General features: G+C 59.6%; 23 protein-coding genes and 1 other RNA gene. 8 read left to right on the plus strand and 16 right to left on the minus strand.

Annotated features, from left to right (window positions below; all coding sequences use genetic code 11):
- From lpxA to ACR3EL_RS08525, 15 genes are all read right to left on the minus strand, one after another.
- The gene (lpxA, locus tag ACR3EL_RS08455; protein ID WP_170338685.1) at window positions 1-786 is read right to left on the minus strand and encodes an acyl-ACP--UDP-N-acetylglucosamine O-acyltransferase; all 786 of its coding nucleotides are present in this window, start codon (window positions 784-786) and stop codon (window positions 1-3) included.
- On the minus strand, window positions 783-1,256 hold the full coding sequence (fabZ, locus tag ACR3EL_RS08460) for a 3-hydroxyacyl-ACP dehydratase FabZ (RefSeq protein WP_093962012.1): 474 nt from the start codon (window positions 1,254-1,256) through the stop codon (window positions 783-785). The genes lpxA and fabZ overlap by 4 nt, the downstream gene beginning before the upstream one ends.
- A gap of 72 nt (window positions 1,257-1,328) precedes the next feature.
- The gene (locus ACR3EL_RS08465) at window positions 1,329-1,844 is read right to left on the minus strand and encodes an OmpH/Skp family outer membrane protein (RefSeq protein WP_480721181.1); all 516 of its coding nucleotides are present in this window, start codon (window positions 1,842-1,844) and stop codon (window positions 1,329-1,331) included.
- 74 nt (window positions 1,845-1,918) lie between these two features.
- Window positions 1,919-4,279: an outer membrane protein assembly factor BamA gene (gene bamA, locus ACR3EL_RS08470; RefSeq protein WP_170338688.1), complete on the minus strand. Its 2,361-nt coding sequence runs from the start codon at window positions 4,277-4,279 to the stop codon at window positions 1,919-1,921.
- 127 nt (window positions 4,280-4,406) lie between these two features.
- A complete protein-coding gene (locus ACR3EL_RS08475) occupies window positions 4,407-4,535 on the minus strand; it encodes a hypothetical protein (RefSeq protein WP_254920122.1) in 129 nt (42 codons plus the stop codon).
- A 103-nt stretch (window positions 4,536-4,638) separates the two neighbouring features.
- Window positions 4,639-5,991 (minus strand): RIP metalloprotease RseP, encoded by a 1,353-nt coding sequence (gene rseP / locus ACR3EL_RS08480; RefSeq protein ID WP_093962009.1) that lies wholly within the window; start codon window positions 5,989-5,991, stop codon window positions 4,639-4,641.
- A 4-nt stretch (window positions 5,992-5,995) separates the two neighbouring features.
- Complete coding sequence (gene dxr, locus ACR3EL_RS08485) at window positions 5,996-7,168, minus strand: 1-deoxy-D-xylulose-5-phosphate reductoisomerase (protein WP_170338690.1); 1,173 nt, start codon at window positions 7,166-7,168, stop codon at window positions 5,996-5,998.
- Window positions 7,168-7,950 carry a phosphatidate cytidylyltransferase gene (locus ACR3EL_RS08490; protein WP_170338692.1) on the minus strand — a complete coding sequence of 261 codons (783 nt, stop codon included), beginning with the start codon at window positions 7,948-7,950 and terminating at the stop codon, window positions 7,168-7,170. The genes dxr and ACR3EL_RS08490 overlap by 1 nt, the downstream gene beginning before the upstream one ends.
- On the minus strand, window positions 7,947-8,678 hold the full coding sequence (locus ACR3EL_RS08495) for an isoprenyl transferase (protein ID WP_170368417.1): 732 nt from the start codon (window positions 8,676-8,678) through the stop codon (window positions 7,947-7,949). The genes ACR3EL_RS08490 and ACR3EL_RS08495 overlap by 4 nt, the downstream gene beginning before the upstream one ends.
- 9 nt (window positions 8,679-8,687) lie before the next feature.
- On the minus strand, window positions 8,688-9,251 hold the full coding sequence (gene frr, locus ACR3EL_RS08500) for a ribosome recycling factor (protein WP_093962005.1): 564 nt from the start codon (window positions 9,249-9,251) through the stop codon (window positions 8,688-8,690).
- 183 nt (window positions 9,252-9,434) lie between these two features.
- Window positions 9,435-10,430: an acryloyl-CoA reductase gene (gene acuI / locus ACR3EL_RS08505; RefSeq protein WP_170338698.1), complete on the minus strand. Its 996-nt coding sequence runs from the start codon at window positions 10,428-10,430 to the stop codon at window positions 9,435-9,437.
- Window positions 10,431-10,518: 88 nt separating this feature from the next.
- Complete coding sequence (locus tag ACR3EL_RS08510) at window positions 10,519-11,622, minus strand: dimethylsulfoniopropionate demethylase (RefSeq protein WP_170442650.1); 1,104 nt, start codon at window positions 11,620-11,622, stop codon at window positions 10,519-10,521.
- Entirely contained in the window at window positions 11,623-12,150 is a 528-nt protein-coding gene (locus ACR3EL_RS08515; protein WP_260066034.1) for a DinB family protein, read from the minus strand.
- The gene (locus tag ACR3EL_RS08520; RefSeq protein WP_093962001.1) at window positions 12,150-12,854 is read right to left on the minus strand and encodes a DUF1326 domain-containing protein; all 705 of its coding nucleotides are present in this window, start codon (window positions 12,852-12,854) and stop codon (window positions 12,150-12,152) included. Before ACR3EL_RS08520 ends, ACR3EL_RS08515 begins: the two co-directional genes overlap by 1 nt.
- A 4-nt stretch (window positions 12,855-12,858) precedes the next feature.
- On the minus strand, window positions 12,859-13,650 hold the full coding sequence (locus tag ACR3EL_RS08525; RefSeq protein ID WP_170371111.1) for a DUF2182 domain-containing protein: 792 nt from the start codon (window positions 13,648-13,650) through the stop codon (window positions 12,859-12,861).
- An 85-nt stretch (window positions 13,651-13,735) separates the two neighbouring features.
- Between ACR3EL_RS08525 and ACR3EL_RS08530 the strand changes: the two genes are divergently transcribed.
- From ACR3EL_RS08530 to ACR3EL_RS08565, 8 genes are all read left to right on the plus strand, one after another.
- Window positions 13,736-14,467 carry a FadR/GntR family transcriptional regulator gene (locus tag ACR3EL_RS08530; RefSeq protein ID WP_170368415.1) on the plus strand — a complete coding sequence of 244 codons (732 nt, stop codon included), beginning with the start codon at window positions 13,736-13,738 and terminating at the stop codon, window positions 14,465-14,467.
- A gap of 127 nt (window positions 14,468-14,594) precedes the next feature.
- Window positions 14,595-15,995, plus strand: coding sequence for a selenium-binding protein SBP56-related protein (locus tag ACR3EL_RS08535; protein ID WP_170338710.1), 1,401 nt, complete (start codon window positions 14,595-14,597; stop codon window positions 15,993-15,995).
- Window positions 15,996-16,008: 13 nt separating this feature from the next.
- Window positions 16,009-16,659 (plus strand): hypothetical protein, encoded by a 651-nt coding sequence (locus ACR3EL_RS08540; RefSeq protein ID WP_170338712.1) that lies wholly within the window; start codon window positions 16,009-16,011, stop codon window positions 16,657-16,659.
- 63 nt (window positions 16,660-16,722) lie between these two features.
- Window positions 16,723-17,085: a DUF4345 family protein gene (locus ACR3EL_RS08545; RefSeq protein WP_093961997.1), complete on the plus strand. Its 363-nt coding sequence runs from the start codon at window positions 16,723-16,725 to the stop codon at window positions 17,083-17,085.
- Between the two features lie 34 nt (window positions 17,086-17,119).
- Window positions 17,120-17,467, plus strand: a transfer-messenger RNA (tmRNA) gene (ssrA, locus tag ACR3EL_RS08550).
- Window positions 17,468-17,568: 101 nt separating this feature from the next.
- Window positions 17,569-18,000 (plus strand): ester cyclase, encoded by a 432-nt coding sequence (locus ACR3EL_RS08555; protein ID WP_093961996.1) that lies wholly within the window; start codon window positions 17,569-17,571, stop codon window positions 17,998-18,000.
- A 217-nt stretch (window positions 18,001-18,217) separates the two neighbouring features.
- A complete protein-coding gene (chrA, locus tag ACR3EL_RS08560) occupies window positions 18,218-19,492 on the plus strand; it encodes a chromate efflux transporter (RefSeq protein ID WP_170339456.1) in 1,275 nt (424 codons plus the stop codon).
- Between the two features lie 76 nt (window positions 19,493-19,568).
- Window positions 19,569-20,033 (plus strand): SspB family protein, encoded by a 465-nt coding sequence (locus ACR3EL_RS08565; protein WP_093961995.1) that lies wholly within the window; start codon window positions 19,569-19,571, stop codon window positions 20,031-20,033.
- A 40-nt stretch (window positions 20,034-20,073) separates the two neighbouring features.
- Here the strand turns inward: ACR3EL_RS08565 and ACR3EL_RS08570 are convergent, their stop codons facing one another.
- Window positions 20,074-20,637 carry a hypothetical protein gene (locus tag ACR3EL_RS08570; protein WP_170338713.1) on the minus strand — a complete coding sequence of 188 codons (564 nt, stop codon included), beginning with the start codon at window positions 20,635-20,637 and terminating at the stop codon, window positions 20,074-20,076.
- Window positions 20,638-20,727: the final 90 nt, after the last annotated feature.

Here is a 20,727-nt window from a genome sequence, read left to right on the forward strand (position 1 = left end):
CTATTTCCTTGGTGTCAGGAACGAACGATCGCTTTCGCCCGTCACGAATTCCACGATCTGACGTACATAGTCGCTGTCGGTGCTGTCGCCCAGTCGCTTGGCGCGGTCCATGAAGGTGCCCTCGCCTTCGGACAGTTCGCGAAAGGCCGCACGCAGCGCCGAAATGTCCGCCCGGGAAACGCCACGGCGTTTAAGGCCGACAAGGTTCAGCCCTTCCAATTCGCCACGCGAGGCCTGAACCAGGCCGTAAGGGATGACATCGTTGGGCACCATGGTCAGCGCACCGATGATGGCGCCGCGGCCCACGCGCACCCATTGATGCAAGCCGGAAATGCCGCCGAGGATCACGTCATCCTCGATGATGCAGTGGCCGGCGGCGCCGGAATGGTTCACCATGATCACCCGGTTGCCGATCTGCACGTCATGCGCCACATGAACCCCGGCCATCAGCAGGCAGTCATCGCCGATGCGGGTCACGCCGCCGCCACCCTCGGTGCCGGTATTGACCGTAACGTGTTCCCGGATGCGGTTTCGCCTGCCGATTTCCAGTCGCGTGTTTTCGCCCCCGAACTTGAGGTCCTGCGGGATTTCACCAATCACCGAAAAGTTGAAGATGACGCAGTCGTCACCGATCGAGGTATCCCCGGTGACCACCACATGCGACTTCAATTCGACTCGGTCGCCCAAACGCACCTGTGGCCCCACATGGCAGAACGGGCCGATTACGCAGTCCTGGCCGATCTGAGCGCCGTCTTCGATGATCGCGCTGGGATGAATTCGGCTCATGCTGTTTTTTCCATATCCCAATCGACATAGGCCGAAAACTCGGCCTCGGCCGCCACTTCGCCGTCAACGGTCGCACGGCCGCTGAACTTGAAGATCTTGCCGCCCTTCTTGCCGCGCACGGTTTCGACATGCATTTTCAGCACGTCACCCGGCACCACTTTGCGGCGGAATTTGCACTTGTCGATATTCATGAAATAGATCAGCAGTTCGCTGTCGATGACATCCATGCCGACGCCCAGCATAACACCTGCGGTTTGCGCCATCGCTTCGACGATGGTCACGCCGGGCATGATCGGCGTACCGGGGAAATGGCCCTGGAAATGCGGCTCGTTCATGGTGACGTTCTTGATGCCGACCGCCGACTGATAGCCGTCGATCTCGACAACCTTGTCAACCAGCAGGAACGGATAGCGATGCGGCAGGATCCGCTGGATCAGCTGAATGTCGGCGCTCTTGGTTTCCGTGGTCATTTTCAGGATGTCCTGTTCTCGGGGTCTCGTTCACGCGTGGTTAGCAATACCCGTACCCAAGGGCAAGCCACGCTATGGCTTGTCGCCCTCTTCCAGCTGCGATCCGTCGCCGATGGCAGCGTCGATCTTGCGGATGGCGATGGCCGTAACATCCGAGGCGTCCGAGCTGAGAAATACGTTGGATCGTTCGATGATCAGCGACGCGCCAGTTTCACGCAGCAGGTCGATGAGCACGGGCTGGGCCAGCTCAAAGAACTGATTGCGCGCCTCGTCACTGCGGCGGGCCAGAGCATCCAGTTTCGCGCGTTGCCCCTCGCGGTGAGACTGGACCTTTCGGTCGAAGGCTTCCGCAAGCGGGCGGAACTCCTCAGGGCTCAGAACTTCGCGCTTTTGCGTCAGCTCTTTTTCCTCGCGGCTCAGCTCGGCAACGATGCGTTCATTTTCAGCGGCCAGCGCAGCACTTTCTGCTTCGATCTCATCAAAAATCCGTCGCCCGAATGCGGAGTCGGTGAAGATCCGGTCGCTGGAGATGGTCAGCACGCCGGATTGCGGCACACCCAACTGCTGGGCCGCCACTGGGAGCGACACTACCAGGAAGATCAAAACACACAGGGCCCGCAACGGGCCCTGTACAAACTTCGATATCGTCTTGACCATGGACGTCAGAACCGTGCCTGAATTGTAAAGTCGAAGTTCTGCTCTTTGTCGAAGTCTTCCTTCTTCACGGCCTGCGAGAAGTTGAACCGCAGCGGACCGAACGGCGTATCCCATAGCAGCGAGACGCCGATAACCTGACGGATCGAGCCATCTGCGCCGACGATATTGGCACCTGTCGTATCAACATTGTTAATGTTGTACAGGTTGCCGATGTCATAGAAGACACCGCCGCGCAGCCCCAGTTCTTCGGGCAGCCCCAACGGGAAGTCCGACTCGAACCGGGCGACCCAGTAGTAGTTGCCGCCGATCGCATCATCCTGCCCGTTCGACAGGTCACGAGGGCCGATACCGGCCGGCTCGAAGCCGCGGAACGTTGTCGGACCCAGAACATAACGGTCAATTGCCCGGCTGAAGTCGTCACCCTGCCAATGGAGCGCGCCGGCCTCGAAGGACGCGCGCAGCGTCATTTCTTCGTTAAGGACCTTTGTTTGGGCAATCGCCCGGGTCGAGGTCTTGAAGTACTTGTTGTCGCCACCAAGGCCAGCCGCGTCCACGCCGACCTCGAACAGAACACCTGCATTCGGGTTCAGGCCGCCCAGTCGGCTGTCATAGACATAGGCCAACCCCAGCGAGCTTGTCGAACGTTTGCCTTGCGCGATTTCCGACGCGATGACTGCCCCGTTTACCTCATCGTCCTGTTGCGACATTTCGGACTTGTTCCAGTTGTACCGCAGCCGCAACGAGGACAGTTCGCCAATTGCGTAACTGATCTGCGGATTGAAGAACACACTCTTGGTGTCATAGCTGGCAAAGCTGGAATTGGTTCTCGAAAGACCAAAGCCCAGATCAAAACGCAGTTTGCGGCCCAGCAGATACGGTTCGGCAAAGTTGATGACGTACTGCTCAGAGTCCTGCGCAGTCGACAGCGTCAGGCCAAATTCCTGTCCGCGCCCGAGGAAGTTCCGTTCCTCAAGCCGGATGGCGATCCCGAAACCGTCGGAAACCGAGTAGCTACCGCCCAACGCCAGTGAACCGGTCGGCTGCTCTTGGACATCCACGTCCACGATCACCTGGCTGGGGCTGGACCCTTCGCGGGTTTCCACATCCGCGACCGAGAAGAAACCCAAGGCCCGGATACGTTCGGCGCTCTGCCGGATTTCGCGCGGGTTGAAGGGGTCACCCTCTACCGTGTCGAACTGGCGCCGGATGACCCGGTCTAGAGTGGTCGTGTTGCCCTCGATGTCGATCCGTTCGACAAAGATGCGCGGGCCTCTGGTCAGCACGAACTGAACATCCAGCGTCAGGTCACGGTCGTTGCGGGTCACGCGCGGCTCAACACGTAGGAAGTCGACGCCCTGCTTCAGGCCAAGACGTTCCTGCCGAGCGATCGAATTCTCAATCAGAGTTGGCGAATACGTGACACCAGGTTTGATCTTGAGGGCCTTCTGATACTCGGCCGCATCAACGCCCGGGATTTCGCTGACTGTCGAGATGTTGCCGAACGAGAATTTCTGACCTTCGGTGATGTTCATCACCAGATAAAAGGCGTCGCGCTCCCGCGTGAACTCGACATTGGCGCTGTTGATCCGAAAATCGACATAGCCGCGCGACAGGTAGAAATCACGCAGAACCTGTTTGTCGAATTCGATGCGGTCGGCAATGAACGTGTCACCGCGCAGGAAGGTGCGCAGGATGTTGGCCTGCTTGGATTCAAGGACACGGCGCAGACGACGGTCGGAATAGGCGCGGTTTCCAACAAAGCTGACGCGCTCGATCTCAATCGTGGTGCCTTCCGCCACTTCAAAAACCAGGTCCACCCGGTTGTCGCTGCGGCGGATGATCCGCGGAATGACAGTGGCCGATACGCGGCCTTGCGCCGAGTAGATTTCGGCGATCTTGTCAGCGTCGGACTCCGCGACTTGCGGCGTAAACACGCGGCGCGGCTGCGACGAGATTGCCTGGATCAACACGTCATCCTTGACGCGGCGATTGCCCTCGATGCTGATCTTGTTGATCGTCGGATACTCGGCGACCTCGATCACCAGAGTGTTCCCTCGCGGGGTCAATTCGACTGTCTCAAAAACACCACTGTCAAGCAAACGCTGGTAGGCGTCATTCAACTGGCCCGCAGTGACTGTCTGACCGGGTGTGATTCCTGTCCGGGCGATGATGGTGGACGTCTCAATGCGACGGTTGCCCTGAACATCGAACGACGAAATCGTGTAGGTCTGGGCCTGGGCGGCTTGCGGAACCGCCGTAAAACTCATTGCCGCAAAGAGGAAAAAAATCGTTAGTGCCCGCCACAAAATGTTGCCGTGCGGTTGCGCAGTACCGCAGGATGTGCCCGCGCCTCTCCTGTAAGCCATTTTTGTCTCTACCTAGAATTTCGGACTTTAGAAGTTGAGTAGCCGCTCTGGTGGGCCTTGTCAAAAGCACAAACGAAAAACGCGACCGGATCGGTCGCGCTCGGGTCGTTCAGCTGGGTATGGGGAATCACATACCGGCCAGATATGCGGCGCCTGCCAGTGCCAAAGCGGTCAGCCCAAAGCTCAGCAACGCGTCCCAGTTCAATACGAACAGGAAGCTGAAGCCCCGATAGGAATTTCGCAATGCCTTGGTCATTGGTTACAGCCCGCTTAATTGCATGTCTCGGCAGAATTACCCCAAACAAACTAGGTTTGAATTGAGGCAATTTTGCGACCGCAACGCGTCAATGCCGCCACAATCAGCAGAACAGGTCGTTGCTTACCGAGAAGATCATGAGGCTGAGAATTAACGTGATGCCCACCGCCATCAACAGTTGCAAAGCTCGGTCGCTGGGCGGTTTCCCCGCGACTGCTTCGTAGGCGTAGAAAACAAGGTGCCCCCCGTCCAATGCCGGGATTGGGAACAGGTTCAGCAAGCCTACAGCAGTGGACAGAACCGCGATGAAGAAGATGAAGCTCTGCGCCCCTTGGCTCGCCATCGCGCCCGAGGTTTCCGCGATACCAATGGGTCCGGACATGTTGCAGGTGCTGATCGCACCGGTGACCATGTGCCATATGCCGGACAGCGACCCCTCGATGATGCGGCCGGTCTGGATGACACCGCCATGCAGCGAGTCGACTAGACCCGCAGGTTCGGTCGCCGGGACCAGCATCATGCCGCCGACGATTCCAATCCGCCATTCGGTTTTGAAGCCGCCGTCCGCCTGTGGTTCATCCGTGCGACGCGGCGCCAGTGCAAATTCCAACTCGGCGCCGTCGCGCCAGACGTCCAGCAGAAGCACCTTTCCGTCCGAGCTTTCGACCTTTTCCTTGAGCTGTTCGAAGGCAAAAATCGGGTCGCCATCAACCGAGGTGATGACGTCGCCCGCCTGCAACTGGATATCCATCGCAGCACTGCGCGGGGCGACCTGCTGGATCAAGGGCGGGAACAGCCACGGAGCCGACACGTCGAGGGTCTGGCCGTCGCGGATGACAGTGTATTCGAGAACCGGCTGCACCGGCAGCGCTTCGGTAAACTCGGTCCAGGCCCCCTCCTGATCGAAATCAGGCGTGGGGATGCCAGCGATCGCAACGATTTCGTCCCCCTCCTGAAGCTCCTGCACGGTGCCCGGCAGAGGTTTCAGCGATCCGACCGTCAGTGGCTCGCGGGTCACGCCTTGCGACCAGAAGATCAAACCGAAGACAAGGATCGACAGAACGAAATTGAAGACCGGCCCGGCTGCAACCGTGGCTGTCCGCGCCCAAAGCGGTGCGCCATGCATCGTCCGACGCAATTCTTCGGGGCTTTGCGTGGTGATTTCGGCCATCGTCTCGGTGTCCTTGCCCGAGGCCGCATTGGCATCGCCCAGGAATTTCACGTAACCGCCAAAAGGCAGCAGAGCGATCTGCCATTTGGTGCCGCGTTTGTCCATTCGGCTCCATAGCACCGGACCAAACCCCAACGAGAACACCTCGGCATGGATCCCCGACCAGCGGCCAACGATGTAGTGCCCGTATTCATGCACCGCCACGATGACGGACAGCGCCACGACGAATGCGGCAATCGTATAGACCAGCCCACCAAATTGCGGGATCAGCGAGAGTATGTCCAAAATTCTATCCTGCTCTTCGTAGTACGGCGTCATCCACCCATTGACGTGCCAGATGGTCCGTTTTCAGGACGTTATCAAGGGTCAAAGGGGCATCAATAAGGCCGCCTGCATCGTCGAAACGGCCCAGAACGGCGGCCACGGCGTCGGTCATGTCCAGAAAGCCGATGCGTTGACCGATGAAATGATCCAACGCACGCTCCTTGGCGGCGTTGAAGATCGCGCCTGACAGGCCACCGCGCTGCATGACCTCGCGGGCCAGCCGCAGGGCCGGGTAACGCGCCGGGTCCGGATCACGAAAACGCAGCTGGCCCAACTTGGCCAGGTCCAGGCGCGGCACCGGCAGGTCGCGCCTTTCGGGCCAATGCAGTGCATAGCCGATCGCATGCCGCATATCAGGCGCGCCCAAATGCGCCATCACTGCGCCATCGCGAAATCCGACGAGAGCATGCACGATGGATTCCGGGTGAACCACAACCTCGATCCGTTCAGCGTTGATCCCGAAAAACTCTTTGGTCTCTATTACTTCCAGCGCCTTGTTGAACATCGAGGCGCTGTCGATCGTTATCCGCTGACCCATGTCCCAATTGGGGTGGCTCGAAGCTTGCTCGACCGTAGCGCCGGCCAGCTTCTCGACCGGCCAGTCGCGAAAGGCGCCGCCGCTGGCAGTGATGATGATGCGCTCGACCGCATCCATGTCTTCACCCACAAGCGCCTGAAAGACCGCCGAATGCTCGCTGTCGACAGGCAGCAGACGCGCGCCATGGCGTTCCGCGGTTTCCAGAACAAGCGGGCCGGCACACACCAGCGTTTCCTTGTTTGCCAAGGCCAGGGTCGCGCCTTGCTTCAAAGCCTCAAGCCCCGGCGCCAAACCGGCCGAGCCAACAATGGCGGACATGACCCAGTCTACCGGGCGAGCGGCCGCTTCGATCAGCGCGGTTGCGCCCGCGGCAGCCTCGATCCCTGTGCCGGACAATGCATCACGAAGATCATCCAGATGCTGGTCAAAGGCGGTTACTGCCACTTCAGCGCCCAGCCGGCGGGCGTCCTGCGCCAACTGCCGGACATTCGCCCCGCCGGTGACGGCGACCACCTTGTAATCCTCCGGGGCCCGAGCAATCAGATCGATCGTATTCTGGCCAATCGATCCGGTCGCGCCGAATATCGAAACCTTTCGCATCAGATTTCCCCGGGCGAATAGACCAGCGACGCGATCAGAACCATCAGCGATGCACCCATCATGCCGTCAAATCGATCCAGAAAACCGCCATGTCCTGGCACCAGGTTCGAGCTGTCTTTGACCCCGAACCGCCGCTTGACGGCGCTTTCCACGATATCACCGGCCTGGCTGGCCATCGAGGCCAGGACCGAAACCAAAACAAACCGGTAGCCAAACCCGGCATACGCGGCAACGGCTGCGCCCACCAGCGCGGCTGCCACCCAGCCGCCCGCCGTGCCCGACCAGGTTTTCTTGGGGCTGACCCGCGGCCAGAACTTCGGGCCACCGAACGTCTTTCCCACGAAGTACCCAGCTACGTCCGTGGCAACGACGACCAAGATCAACCAGACCATCCAGCCAAACCCCATCGTCTCGCGGATCTGGATAAACCCGTAACCCGCACAGGCAATCCACATGGCAAACAGCACGTAGATCCCGCGTGAGTGCGAGACCTGCCCTGCCCCGACCAGTGCGGGCGCGATCAGAAAGGGCAGTTTGTAGAGCGGCGGAACATGATAGCTGAGCATGACGGCAACGCCGGTCAGGATTCCCAACTGAACCGCGACGCCCATCCGATCGGAATCGATCATGCGAACCAGTTCCCAGGTCATCAGACCGCACGCTGCGGCAACAAATGTCTCGAACCATAGTCCGCCCAGCCAAACCTCGACCGCTCCAATAGCGACCAGCACCAGGGCAGACAACACCCGGGTGGTGAGGTCGGACCATCGGCCGTCCGTCATGCCGGAACTGCTCCGAACCGGCGTTCGCGCGACCCGAAGCTCTTGCACAGCCGTTCCAGCTCGGCCGCGGTGAAGTCGGGCCAGAGCGTGTCGATGAATTCGTATTCCGAGTAAGCGGATTGCCAGAGAAGGAAATTCGATATCCGCGCCTCGCCGCTGGTGCGAATGACCAGATCGGGGTCAGGCAGGACGCGCGTGTCCAGATATCTGGGCAGCGTTTCCTCGTCGACATCTTCTGGCCGCAGGTTGCCTGCGGCAACGTCCCGCGCCAGCCGCTTGGTTGCCCGGGCCACTTCGTCCCGACCACCATAGTTGAGAGCGACGGTCAGGTGGACAAGGTCATTGTTGGCCGTCTCGCGCTCCAACGTGTCCATCAACTCGATCAGTTTGGCATCCAGCCGCACCCTGTCGCCGATGAATCGGACACGGATACCGTTTTGGGTCAGTGTTCGGGTTTCCTTGATGATGTAGCGCTTGAACAGGCTCATCAAACCGGCAACCTCGACCTGGGTCCGTTTCCAGTTTTCCGTCGAGAAGGCAAAAATCGTCAGGTACTTGATCCCCAGCCCCGGACAGGCTTCGACCACTTCGCGCACCCGACGGGCACCGGCGTGATGCCCGTACAGCCGTGGCCGGCCGCGCGCCTGGGCCCACCTACCGTTGCCATCCATGATGATGGCCACGTGACGCGGACCACAGTGGGGCTCGTTTTGGGGATCAGCGGGCATGGCTTGCGCTCAAACCTGCATGATTTCGGCCTGCTTGGCCTCAAGGGCCGTATCGACGGCCTTGATCATCTGGTCGGTCAGTTCCTGAACCTCGGTTTCCCAGAACTTCTGATCGTCTTCCGACAGGCCGTCGGCCTTGGCTTTCTTGATCTGATCCATCCCATCGCGCCGCACGTTGCGAATAGCAACGCGGGCGTGTTCGGCGTATTGCCCGGCCACTTTGCCCAGCTCGCGGCGGCGCTCTTCGTTCAGCTCGGGGATCGGCAGCATGATGATCGTGCCATTCAGCTGCGGGTTGATGCCCAGTCCGCTTTCCCGGATCGCCTTTTCCACTTTGCCGACCAAAGCCTTGTCCCAAACATTCACGGTGACCATACGCGGCTCGGGAACGTTTACAGTGCCGACCTGGTTGATCGGTGTCATCGACCCATACGCATCCACCATAACCGGCTCGAGCATCGAAGCCGACGCACGTCCGGTGCGCAGCGACGCGAATTCGGTTCTGAGGTTGGCCATCGCGCCATCCATGCGGCGTTTCAAATCATCGGTGTCCAGTTCAAAATCGTCAGACATGCTGCTCACTCCCCGTCTTCAGGTGATGTTGGAATGGCTCTTACGCCATCGCACCTGGGATGTATAGCAATCATGATCAGGAAATGTGGCAATGACCAGAGTTGTTTCCGCGAAAAAACCGATCCCCCGGACAAAAAAGACCGGCCCTGTGGCGGGCCGGTCTGGCACAGAAAAAACTAAGGCTCAGGCGTTCAGGTCAACGACCACGCGTCCCTTGACCTGACCGTTGAGGATGTCGGCACCCAGCTTCGGAAGATCATTCAGAGTGGCCGGCTGAATCATCGCTTCCAGCTTGTCCATCGGCAGATCCGAAGCCACCCGCTGCCAGGCCCGCAGTCGGTTGTCGAACGGCTGCATCACGCTGTCGATACCCAACAGGTTGACTCCGCGCAGCAGGAACGGAATGACGGTCGCCGGCAAGCCCGCGCCACCGGCCAGACCGACCGCTGCCACTGAGGCGCCATACTTCATCTGACCCAGAACGCGCGCCAGCATTGCGCCCCCGACGGCATCAACGCAGCCAGCCCAGGTTTCGCTTTCCAGCGGACGTTTGGTGGTTTCGTTCAACTCGTCACGCGGCACGATCGACGTGGCGCCAAGCGCCTTCAGATAGCCTTCGGTTTCTGGCCGCCCGGTCACAGCCGCAACTTCATATCCCAGATTGGCCAAAATCGCCGTGGCAACCGAGCCGACGCCCCCGGCAGCACCGGTTACCAGAACCGGTCCACGGTCGGGCGTCAGACCGTGATCTTCCAGCGCCATCACCGCCAGCATCGCGGTAAAACCGGCAGTTCCCACGGCCATGGCCTGGCGCGTGCTCAACCCCTCGGGCAGAGGGACGAGCCAGTCGGCCAGCGCGCTGGCCTTCTGGGCGTATCCGCCCCAATGCGCCTCACCCACGCGCCAACCGGTCAGCACGACCTTGTCGCCGGGTTTGTACCGGTCGTCCGAGGATTCTTCGACAGTTCCGGCATAGTCGATCCCGGGCACATGCGGATAATTTCGGACCAGACCGCCGCCCTTGGGCGACATGCACAAACCATCCTTGTAGTTGACGGTCGAGAACTCGACGGCCACACGTACTTCACCATGCGGCAAGTCATCTTCCGAGATCTGCTTGATCACCGGGCTGGCCAGTCCGCTTTCCTCGTCCTTTTCCATCACCAAAGCGTTGAACATATTCCAATTCCTTTCATTGACCGTGGCCCGAGCGATTTCTCATCTGGCCCAAATACTTCCCGGGCGCGTCCCGCGCGCCCTTCCCGGCTCAAATCCAGAACTTGTCCTGCACGATTGCAGTCCGCATTCCAGACGGCGTTTCGACTTCAACCTGCGTTCCCGGATCCCAATGGCTCAGCCGCAGCATACCGATCGACACGTTGGTTTGAAAATCCGGCGACCAGGTGGCCGAGGTCACCTGGCCCACACGCTTGCCGCCGCCATAGACCGGCCACGGCCGATCGCAGGGGGGCACCGCGTCGCCCTCGATCGCGATCGGACGGATTTGCTGAACCGGCCCCTCTTTGGCCACCCGCAACAGCGCATCCCGCCCGATGCAGCCAATGGCCGTATGCGTGTTGCAAAACTTGCCCAACCCGCATTCATGGGGAGTGTTGTCATCGGTCATGTCATTGCCGTAAGACAGCAACCCGCCCTCGATCCGCTCGATCAGGTTGGGGCAGCCCGCCCGAACCTGCAGGTCCTCTCCGGCGGCGAAAAGCGCATTCCACAAGGGCATGCCGACGTCGCCGCCTTCGACATAGATCTCGAACCCGCCCTGTTTGGAATAGCCCGACCGCGCAATCGCCAGATCACGCCCCTCGAACTGGAACATGTCGAACTTGAAGAAGCGGATATCACGCACCCGGTCGCCAAAGACCCGCGCCATCAGGTCATCCGACTTGGGTCCCTGCACCGCCAAGGGCGACACGTCTGGTTCATCCACCAGAACATCCAGCCGATATCCGTTGGCCAAGCCTTTGACCCACAACAGCAAATCGCTGTCTGCGATCGAAATCCACCAGCGGTCATCCGCCAGTTTCACCGCCACGGGATCGTTCAGCATTCCCCCGGTTTCGTCCACGATCGGCACATAGTAGCACTGGCCCGGCAGCATGCCGCGCAGGTCGCGCGGGGTCAGCATCTGCATCAGCCGCGCCGCATCGGGACCGCGCAGTTCGACCTGCCGCTCGCATGATACGTCCCAGACCTGCACGTGGGTTTTGAGATGCCGATAGTCGGCCTCGACGCTTTCAAATACCGTGGGCAGCAACATCCGGTTGTACACGGTATAACCTTTGACACCGGCCGCCTCGACCCCGTCGGAGAACGGCGTGCGCCGCAGCCGGCGCGACAAAGAAATCTGTGGCACTTAGACCTCCTCGGGCAAGAAAACGAGATCACTGACCGGAGCCTCAGACCCGGCCTCGGTCAGCATTTTGTGGATTTGTCCCCGGTGATGCGTTTGATGATTGAAAAAATGCATCACACACACGGCGTAAGGTAATGTAATGTTTTCTTCTTTTGCTGCGGAATACCATGTGAACGGGCCCGAGATTGGCTCGTCGCCCAGAGTATCAACCCAAGCATCGATCCGGGCATCGATGGTCTCGCGCAGTGGAAGCCAGTGCGCCAGATCCGGGCACAGGTGGACGCTTTCGTGAATACCGCCGCCCTTGCGGTGCGGATTGCTTTCAGGCCCCGGACCTTTGTCGAACCGGGACATCCAGATCCAGTCGCCCCACAGCAGATGGTTGGCAGTCCCCAGGATCGACCCGAAAAACGCGCCGCGTTCCCGGGTCAACTCCTCGGGAGAAAGCTCTCGAAGAAAACCCGCCAACTGGCTGTTCTGCCAGCGGTTATAGCGGGCCATCTGCCGAGCATAGGCGCCGGTGATCATCACTTGGGTCCGTGCCAGTCGATCGGGCAGATTTCGGCAGATTTGCCGCCGAAATCCCAGACACGACCATAGTCGCGCACCTTCGACTTGGTGCCACGCGCCACGATGATGTCCGGACCCATCCAATATTTGGAATTCGAAACCATGACAGGATGTTCGGGGTCTTTGCCTGCCAGCATCTCGATCTCACCCTGGATCTTGCGGCCGATGACGATGCGGCGTTTGTTGCCGTCGCGCTCGATCTGCACCGGAGCACGCTCGGCGCCGATGATTTCACTCACCAGCATCGTGAACAGCCCAGTTGTGCCACCGGCCTGCCCGCTGAAAATCTGCAACAGGCCGTTGTACGCCTTGCCACTTGCGCGCTCATCCACGTAAGCGGCAACCTTCCACTGGCCTTCGCCCATCCGGCCGGGAATATCGACCAGCAGACCGACGTTCAGACCCGACAAGTCCTCACCTTCATAGTGTCCCTCGTCGATGATCACGCCCATCCAGGCATGACAATGCCCTTCGGTCGGAGGATGCGCCCCAAGCGAAACCACGCAGGGGCAGAACACGTCGCAGGAGCAGTTCAGGATAAGCTCACCCTTGATGGCCCAGTCCGTCGGGCTCATCTCTCGGCGCTTGGGATTGGGCATCCGGCTGTCAATTCGCTGACTGACCGGCAGCTTGTCGGCATCGGGTTTTCTGTTTTTTGCCATCGGCTTATCCTCCGTATGCAATTGGGTAGATCAGCAGCCCAAGGCCACCTGCAATCAAAGCGAAACCCAGCGGCCGTGTCAGAACATGACCGATCTGGGGCAATTTCTCCAACACCATGAACAGGGTCGCCAAGCCCATCCACAGCAGGCTCATCACGCCTCCGACAAAGCCAAGCGCCATGAACCCCCAGCAGCAGCCGACACAAAAGGCGCCAAGCCCCAGCCCCATGCGCAGACCGCCAGAGAATCCGGTGCGCCAGTGTCCAAGGAAATAGGTCATGGGTGCATGACACACCCCGTGGCACACCTCCTTGGCCCGCGTGAATTGAAAGGCGCCGACGGCGATCAGAAGGCCGGCAGCAAAGAGCGGAGATTTGGCAATGCCCAGCATGTCGATCACGCCCCCGAACAGCAAAGCCAGCTGAACTCCTGTGATCAACGCGGCGAACCCGGCCCAGACCACGAAATAACCCAACAGAACGCCGACCCACCCGAGCCTTGTTCCATTGGCGCTCTGGATCAAGTCCTCATAGCTTCTCAGTGTTGGGACCAACGTCGGAAGCATCATCGCGGCCATCATGATCGCCCACATCACGAACAGCGGGCCGAACTCGGCCATCGGCATGTACATGTCCATGCGGGGATCCATCGCACGCATCGCTTCGGCCATCGGCCCGGGTCGGCCAATCCAATCGACGCCCATGTCGCGGCTCATGGTGTACATCACCCACCAGGCCCACAGGATCAGGACGAAAAAGCCCAGCCACAAACCGCTGCGTAGAAGTGCCCGACTCATGTTCCCTCCCGACTCGGTGCTTGCTTTTCAAATGTCAGACTTTTAAATGTCAGACAAATAAATTTTTCACGGCGGCCTGCAGAATATGAAAATCGATCCTCAGAAAAGCACCGACCTGTCTGCACAGATCGCCCAGGCCATCCGCGATGCCATCGTATCAGGAGAGCTGATCGTGGACGAGCGCCTGCCCTCGGAATCCGAGCTGGCGGACCAGTTCCAGGTGTCGCGCCCCACCGTGCGCGAGGCGCTGAAACGGCTGGCGGCGCAATCGCTGATCCGCACCCAGCGCGGCGCGACGGGGGGTGCCTTCGTCAACCGGCTGAGTTTCCAGGACGCCTATTCTCAGCAGATCACGACTTCGACGCTGCTGCTGTCGATGAACGAGGTCAGTTTCGACACCGCTTGCGAGGCCCGCTATGCGTTGGAGCGGGCCTGCGCGCCCTTGTCCGCCCAACGGCGCACCGCGGATCAATTGGCCACCATGCGCGCGGAGATCTTCCGGCAGGCGCAGCCCGGCCTGACGGATGAGGCCTTCTGTGCGTCGGACGTGGCCTTTCACCGGGCGCTGGTCGATGGTGCGGGCAACCCTGTCCTGTCCTATCAACTGGCCGGCGCGGTCGAAGCGATGCAGCCCCTGATGAACATGATCACCTTCACCGCACGCTCGCGCGAAGAGATCATCCGCCTGCACAGCAAGATCGCCGACGCGCTGGAGGCGCAGGACGCCGAAACAGTCGACGCAGCTCTGGTCGACTTGGAAACCTACACACGCCGCCTGGCTCATGACGTGGCCGAACGTCGGCGGAAACCGGCCTGAAGACACTCTGAATACTTCTTGACGCATCACATCAACGGAAAGGACACTCGAGCAGGCAGACCATCATCCGGCGGGAAGACCGGCACTCTCAATAAAATTGATTTTCAATGACTTACGGGAGGACGTTATGAATAAAAGACCGGATCCAACATTCTATCCATCCGCCAAGATGGCCATGGAGGCCCCGCCCGAGACCTTGGCCTTTACGCTGATGCTCAGCCCCGATTTTTCGCAGCCCGATGGCCTGGCGGTTGTGAATGTCGACCCAACTTCGGGCGATTATGGCAAGATCGTTCACAAGGTGATGATGCCCAACAAGGGCGACGAGTTTCACCATTTCGGATGGAACGCCTGTTCCTCGGCCCTGTCTCCGCTGACCGGCCATGCTTTTCTTGAGCGCCGGTACTTGATCATCCCCGGTATCCGTTCCAGCCGGATCTACGTGATTGACGTGAAAGAGCCGCTGAAGGCCAAAATCCACAAGATCATCGAACCCGAAGAAGTCTTTGCAAAGACGGGGTATTCCCGCCCCCACACGATCCATTGCGGACCCGAAGGTATCTATGTCAGCACCTTGGGCGGCGGCGGACCAGATGGCACCGATGGGCCTCCGGGCATCTTCATCATGGATTGCGAAACCTTCGACATCATCGGACGTTACGAGATCGAGCGCGGCGTGCAGGACAAGCACTATGATTTCTGGTGGAACCTGCCGCGTGACTACATGGTCAGTTCCGAATGGGGTCTGCCCCCGCAATTCGAAAACGGGATCGTGGCCGAAGATCTGCTGTCGAACAAATATGGCCACCGGATCCATTTCTGGAACCTGCGCGACCGCACCAACATCCAGACCATCGACCTGGGCGAGAACCACCAGATGGCGCTGGAAATCCGGCCGGCGCATGACCCGGTCAAACAATACGGGTTCTGCGGCGTGGTGGTCGACACCACCAATCTTCAGGGTGCGATCTTTACCTGGTGGCGCAACAAGGATGGCAGCTTCGAGGCCAAGAAGACCATCACGATCGATCCGCAACCCGCTGATCCGAATGATCTTCCCGATCTACTCAAAGGATTCTCGGCGGTGCCGCCGCTGGTGACCGACATCGACCTGAGTCTGGACGACAAATATCTGTACGTCGCGTGCTGGGGCACCGGTGAAATGCACCAATACGATGTCTCGGACCCGATGAAGCCCAAGCTGGCCGGCAAGGTCGAGATCGGCGGAATCGTCAAGAAAACCAAGCATCCCAACGGCAAGGACTTTGGTTATGGCCCGCAGATGGTCGAGATCAGCCGCGACGGCAAACGCGTCTACTGGACCAATTCGCTCTATTCCACGTGGGATGACCAATTCTATCCCGGCGATCGCGGCGCTGCGATGGTCAAGGCGGATGTGGGCGAAAAAGGCGGCCTGACACTGGACAAGGATTTCTGGGTGGATTTCCCGAAAGGGTATCGCAGCCACCAGATCCGGCTTGAGGGAGGAGACTGCTCCACCGACAGTTTCTGCTACCCTTCGGTCTGAATTGGACGTCTTGATGACATCGACGGCCGGCCTTTGGCTGGCCGTTGTTCTGAGCGGCGCCTATCACGGGTTGAACCCCGGTATGGGCTGGCCGCTGGCCGTGTCGGCGGCATTGATGGAGCAACGCCAATCCGCCCTCTGGCGCGCGTTGGCAGCGCTGGCGGGCGGGCATTTCCTGGCGATGCTGGGCGTGCTGCTGCCCTTTGCGCTGATGACCATCCTTGTAGACTATCAGCGCGAAATCCGGATCGGAGCGGCCCTGATCGTGATCGCCATGGGCCTTTACATTGCGATCACCCGTCGTCACCCACGGTTTCTGGCGCGCGTCCCGCCCAGTCGGCTGGCGCTGTGGTCGTTTCTGGTGGCGCTGGCGCATGGTGCGGCGCTGATGCTGGTCCCGATCTATCTGGGCCTGTGCGGGCTGGACGAGTTGGATACCGGCCACAGAGCCGTGTCCGAGATCATGGGCAGCAATGGCCTGCTGGTTCTGGCTGTGGCCGCGGTCCATACCGGCGCAATGATGCTGGGCGGCGGTGCGCTGGCCTTCGCGGTCTATCGCTGGCTGGGCCTGCAGTTTCTGTCGCGCAGCTGGTTCAACCTGGAAATGGTTTGGGCGCTCAGCTTGATCCTTGTGGGCGTGCTCGGCTTCTGGGCCGCAATCTGAGGTCTTCCCCCTGCCCCGAAACAGATTAGGTTCGACGTACAGGCATTTGAAACGCGAGGCCCCATGACCGGAACACTCAACATCATCGCAGCCCTTCTGACCATCGGCTTTGGCCTGTTCGGCTTTTTGGCCCCGGCCTGGACGGCGGCCTCGCTTGACCTTGCGCCCACCAACAGCACGATGGGCCTCAGCGAGATGCGGGCCTCGGTCGGCGGGCTGTTTGTCGTGACCGGCATCGCCGTATTGTGGCTGAACCACCCGATGGCCTACGCGATGCTGGGCGTGGTCTATGCGGGCGCGGCGCTGGGTCGGTTCGTGTCCGTTTTGCTGGACAATCCCCCCTTGGCCAAGGCGTTGACCTTCGGCGGAATCGAGCTGGTGCTGGCGATCTGGCTGATCGCCGCCAACCTTTCCAAGCCCGCGTGAACGGTTGAAAAATCGCGATCGTCTCGCGCTTTGGGGGTTTGCATCCGCAAAATTCCTCACCTATATAAATGCTGTCCTTCTGGACTATGGACATAAACGCGCTCGTAATAAGCGGATCGGACCCGGGGGCGGTACCCGGCGGCTCCACCATACATCCTTCATTTGGGGATCATGGGGCCGAAACAGGATCGACGAACGTCTAAAGGGGTTAGCTTTGTCCCGGCTGTCTGCCACCGTTACCGGCGAAAACAGTACAATTGCAAATGACAATCGTGCTCCGGTTGCCGTTGCTGCGTAAGCAGTAACCAGACCGAAACTTAAGTCCTTGCGCCTAGCCGCGTAAGGCGGGGTTCGCAGGTACCTGGCAACAGAAACCTGCATTTCCCTAGATTTTGTCTGAGTTTTTGCGCCGAATTTGGCCGCCATTCAGAAACTGTTCACTCCTGTCATTCAAAGTAGCGGAAGACAGACAGGAGAGTTGGGATGACTCATTCAGAGATACTCAGGGCCTGGTATTCCGAGGTCTGGGAAAAAGGCAATATTGACGCGATCGACCAGTATTTTGCCCCGGAAACGATGGCCGAAGGGCTGATACCCGAAATGCAGGTCGGCGCGGACGACTTTCGCGACCTGGTCATGGCCTTCCGGCACGTTCTGGGCGAAATTCAGGTGGATTTGCCCAAAATTATCGAAAACGGCGATTGGGCGTCGGCCGTTCTGCATGTGCGGACCTCGCGGGCGGACAACGGCGCGCCCTTGGAGGTCACAGGCCAAGTGATGGCGCGCTTCAAAGGTGACAAGATGGTCGAAGCCTACAACCAGTTCGACTTCGTTTCCCTGTTCGAACAGCTCGGCCAGTTCCCGCAGGATACCTTGCCCGTCTGCATGACAGGGCAACGGCTGGACTGGGCCTGAACCGGTTCTTGACCGCGTGTGCTGACCCCGAGTAGCAAGAGCACACGGGGTCAGCATGTGAACGCCCTGCCCGGCGGCAGCCCGGGTTCGCATGTCTCCAAATCCAAAGGGGCACATGGCATGGCTGCGCAGTTTCAATGATCGCTGGTGGTCGGATCAGTACCTATGCTCCGGACAGCGGATGGGGACAGCACCCGTGGACCGCCACAACCGACCCATGCGTGACGGAGCCCCGGTATTGAAACCCTCACTGTCAGAGCTGGTTAGGGTTTTCGGCCGCATCGGCCTCCTCTCATTTGGTGGCCCAGCGGCACAGATCTCATTGATGCACCAAGAATTGGTCGAACGGCGGCCATGGTTGGATGAGCAGACCTTTCTGCGCGCGCTGTCGTTGTGCATGTTGCTGCCCGGCCCCGAAGCCATGCAACTGGCCACCTATGCCGGCTGGCGGCTGCGGGGCGTGCCGGGCGGGCTGATTGCCGGCGGCCTGTTCGTTTTTCCCGGAGCGCTGGTGATAGCCGTGCTGGTCGGCCTGTATGCCGCCTACGGAGACATTCCCCTGGTCCAGGCTGCATTTCTCGGGATCAAGGCCACGGTTATTGTGATCGTTCTCCAGGCCGTGCTCAATCTTTCGCGCAAAACTCTATCTGGGGCAGAGCCCGGGATTCTTGCGATACTGGCGTTCCTGGCGATCTTCGCTCTGAATCTACCTTTCCCCCTGATCATTCTGGCCGCGGCTGTCTGGGGCTTTTCACGTAAGCCTTCAGAGCAGCCTTCAGTTTCGCAGAATGTCGATACCGCATTGGCTCGGCCCGCGCGGACCGCAGCGCTCTGGCTGTTTCTTTGGTTGGCTCCGCTGGTGTTGTTGACCCTTTCCGGCCAGACGTTGCTAAGCGATCTGGGCTGGTTCTTTGCACGATTGGCAGTAGTCACTTTTGGCGGGGCCTATGCGGTGCTGGCCTACATGACCCAGACGGTCGTCGAGAACTATCAATGGATCTCTACCGATCAGATGATCGATGCGCTGGGACTGGCAGAAACCACCCCCGGCCCATTGATACTGGTCACGCAATTCGTCGCCATGCTCGCCGGGCAATTGGCGAGCGGGATGTCCCTTGCGCTGGCAGCCGGGGTCGTTGCGCTGTGGGCGACCTTCGTTCCGTGCTTCCTGTGGATATTCGTTGCCGCGCCTTACCTGGACGTCATAGCGCAAAGACCGAGACTGTCGGGAGCATTGCGCGCAATTACCGCGGCGGTCGTCGGTGTGATTCTCAACCTGTCGGTGTGGTTCGGACTGCACGTCCTGTTTGGAACCATCGGAGAAGTCGAGTTTGGTCCGATCTCACTGCCCATTCCGGTTTTTTCGACCTTGGACATCGCAGCCGTTGGATTGACGTCCCTTGCCGGATTCTTGATTTTCATAAGAAAAACCGGTCTGGCAATGACGCTGGGCATCATGATAGGAGCAGGCGCAATCCTGCATCTGGTTTAAACAATCAGACGCAACACGCTCTTTCGTTTCCGATCAAATCCCTTATGCTTGGGGTAACCACTTTCGAGGATGACACATGTCGCAAGGCATTGACTACGGCAACTTGATGCACACCGCTATGCGCGGGCTGATCAAGACTGTTCTGAAGCGCGTTTCCGAAACCGGATTGCCCGGCGCGCACCATTTCTTCATCACGTTCGATACCCGTGAGCCCGGCGTCGAAATCGCTGACTGGCTGCGCGAACGCTACCCTGATGAGATGACGATCGTGGTGCAGCACTGGTTCGAAAATCTCGAGGTTGGCGAGGACGGATTTGCCATCACGCTCAATTTTGGTGACGCTCCGGAGCCGTTGTATATCCCCTATTCGGCCATCCAGACCTTTGTCGATCCCTCGGTCGAATTCGGCCTGCGCTTCGAAAGCTCGGACGAAGAGGATGAGGACCCGGCGGAAATCGATGCCGAGTCGATCGAGGTCGAACCCGAAGACGAGCCGCATCATGATGCGGATATCGTATCGCTGGACAGCTTCCGCAAGTAATTCGCATCCATTGGACAAGGCTTCGCTTTTTTGGCGGAGCCTATTGTTTTTTCAGGAATGTTTCGACCGAGCGCGACTTCTGTCCATCTCTAAACCGAGAAAAGGATAGGTTCAGCCCACCCTCGGCCAGCGTCCGGTCATACTGCTGCAATTCGTACCCGCCGTCCTCATCTATGAACAGCGAGAAGACGGTCAGCGTTTCCCCTTCGATCCGGCCCCAGACAAAAGGCTCACCCTTCATTGGGTCCAGCGGAACCTCATGACCGAAGACATTCCGCTTCATGGCTGCGGAATAGATGTTGTTCCTATCAGAAGGTCGGAACTCGACCGAAAAGCTTTGTTCTTTCACCCGACCGTCGGCTTTGTAGGTGGTAGTCTTCCATTTGACCACGAACCCTTCGCCGGTCTCTGCGATCGAAACGCTCATGTCGCGCGGGGTCGACGATCCGTCCGCATCCACCAGGTTGGCAGATCCGACATAGTCGCCGACAAAGGGACCGATGTCCTGCGCCCATCCTGGAGACGCCAACAAAAGCCCAATCGCCAGTACCGACAGCCATCGGGCCATTAGCGCGAAAGATGAGGTCCGGTCTGAGCGATTCATGGTTCTTTCTCCGCGGTTGCCTTCTTTATCTTAGCTCAGCCGGGATCGGGCACAATGGTACGGCCCTTTGACCGACCAAGAAAAATGACG

This window comes from Ruegeria sp. BJ3, from assembly GCF_056535665.1.

Bases quoted from the DNA above. Each gene is read 5' to 3' on its own strand.
- ACR3EL_RS08535 (WP_170338710.1), top strand. From the start codon at position 14,595: ATGAATAAAAGACCGGATCCAACATTCTATCCATCCGCCAAGATGGCC.
- acuI (WP_170338698.1), bottom strand. From the start codon at position 10,430: ATGTTCAACGCTTTGGTGATGGAAAAGGACGAGGAAAGCGGACTGGCC.
- ACR3EL_RS08515 (WP_260066034.1), bottom strand. From the start codon at position 12,150: ATGATCACCGGCGCCTATGCTCGGCAGATGGCCCGCTATAACCGCTGG.
- frr (WP_093962005.1), bottom strand. From the start codon at position 9,251: ATGTCTGACGATTTTGAACTGGACACCGATGATTTGAAACGCCGCATG.
- lpxA (WP_170338685.1), bottom strand. From the start codon at position 786: ATGAGCCGAATTCATCCCAGCGCGATCATCGAAGACGGCGCTCAGATC.
- ACR3EL_RS08490 (WP_170338692.1), bottom strand. From the start codon at position 7,950: ATGACGGACGGCCGATGGTCCGACCTCACCACCCGGGTGTTGTCTGCC.
- ACR3EL_RS08570 (WP_170338713.1), bottom strand. From the start codon at position 20,637: ATGAATCGCTCAGACCGGACCTCATCTTTCGCGCTAATGGCCCGATGG.
- ACR3EL_RS08520 (WP_093962001.1), bottom strand. From the start codon at position 12,854: ATGGCAAAAAACAGAAAACCCGATGCCGACAAGCTGCCGGTCAGTCAG.
- ACR3EL_RS08530 (WP_170368415.1), top strand. From the start codon at position 13,736: ATGAAAATCGATCCTCAGAAAAGCACCGACCTGTCTGCACAGATCGCC.
- ACR3EL_RS08495 (WP_170368417.1), bottom strand. From the start codon at position 8,678: ATGCCCGCTGATCCCCAAAACGAGCCCCACTGTGGTCCGCGTCACGTG.
- chrA (WP_170339456.1), top strand. From the start codon at position 18,218: ATGCGTGACGGAGCCCCGGTATTGAAACCCTCACTGTCAGAGCTGGTT.
- bamA (WP_170338688.1), bottom strand. From the start codon at position 4,279: ATGGCTTACAGGAGAGGCGCGGGCACATCCTGCGGTACTGCGCAACCG.
- ACR3EL_RS08555 (WP_093961996.1), top strand. From the start codon at position 17,569: ATGACTCATTCAGAGATACTCAGGGCCTGGTATTCCGAGGTCTGGGAA.
- ACR3EL_RS08545 (WP_093961997.1), top strand. From the start codon at position 16,723: ATGACCGGAACACTCAACATCATCGCAGCCCTTCTGACCATCGGCTTT.
- fabZ (WP_093962012.1), bottom strand. From the start codon at position 1,256: ATGACCACGGAAACCAAGAGCGCCGACATTCAGCTGATCCAGCGGATC.
- ACR3EL_RS08475 (WP_254920122.1), bottom strand. From the start codon at position 4,535: ATGACCAAGGCATTGCGAAATTCCTATCGGGGCTTCAGCTTCCTGTTC.
- dxr (WP_170338690.1), bottom strand. From the start codon at position 7,168: ATGCGAAAGGTTTCGATATTCGGCGCGACCGGATCGATTGGCCAGAAT.
- ACR3EL_RS08540 (WP_170338712.1), top strand. From the start codon at position 16,009: ATGACATCGACGGCCGGCCTTTGGCTGGCCGTTGTTCTGAGCGGCGCC.
- ACR3EL_RS08525 (WP_170371111.1), bottom strand. From the start codon at position 13,650: ATGAGTCGGGCACTTCTACGCAGCGGTTTGTGGCTGGGCTTTTTCGTC.
- ACR3EL_RS08565 (WP_093961995.1), top strand. From the start codon at position 19,569: ATGTCGCAAGGCATTGACTACGGCAACTTGATGCACACCGCTATGCGC.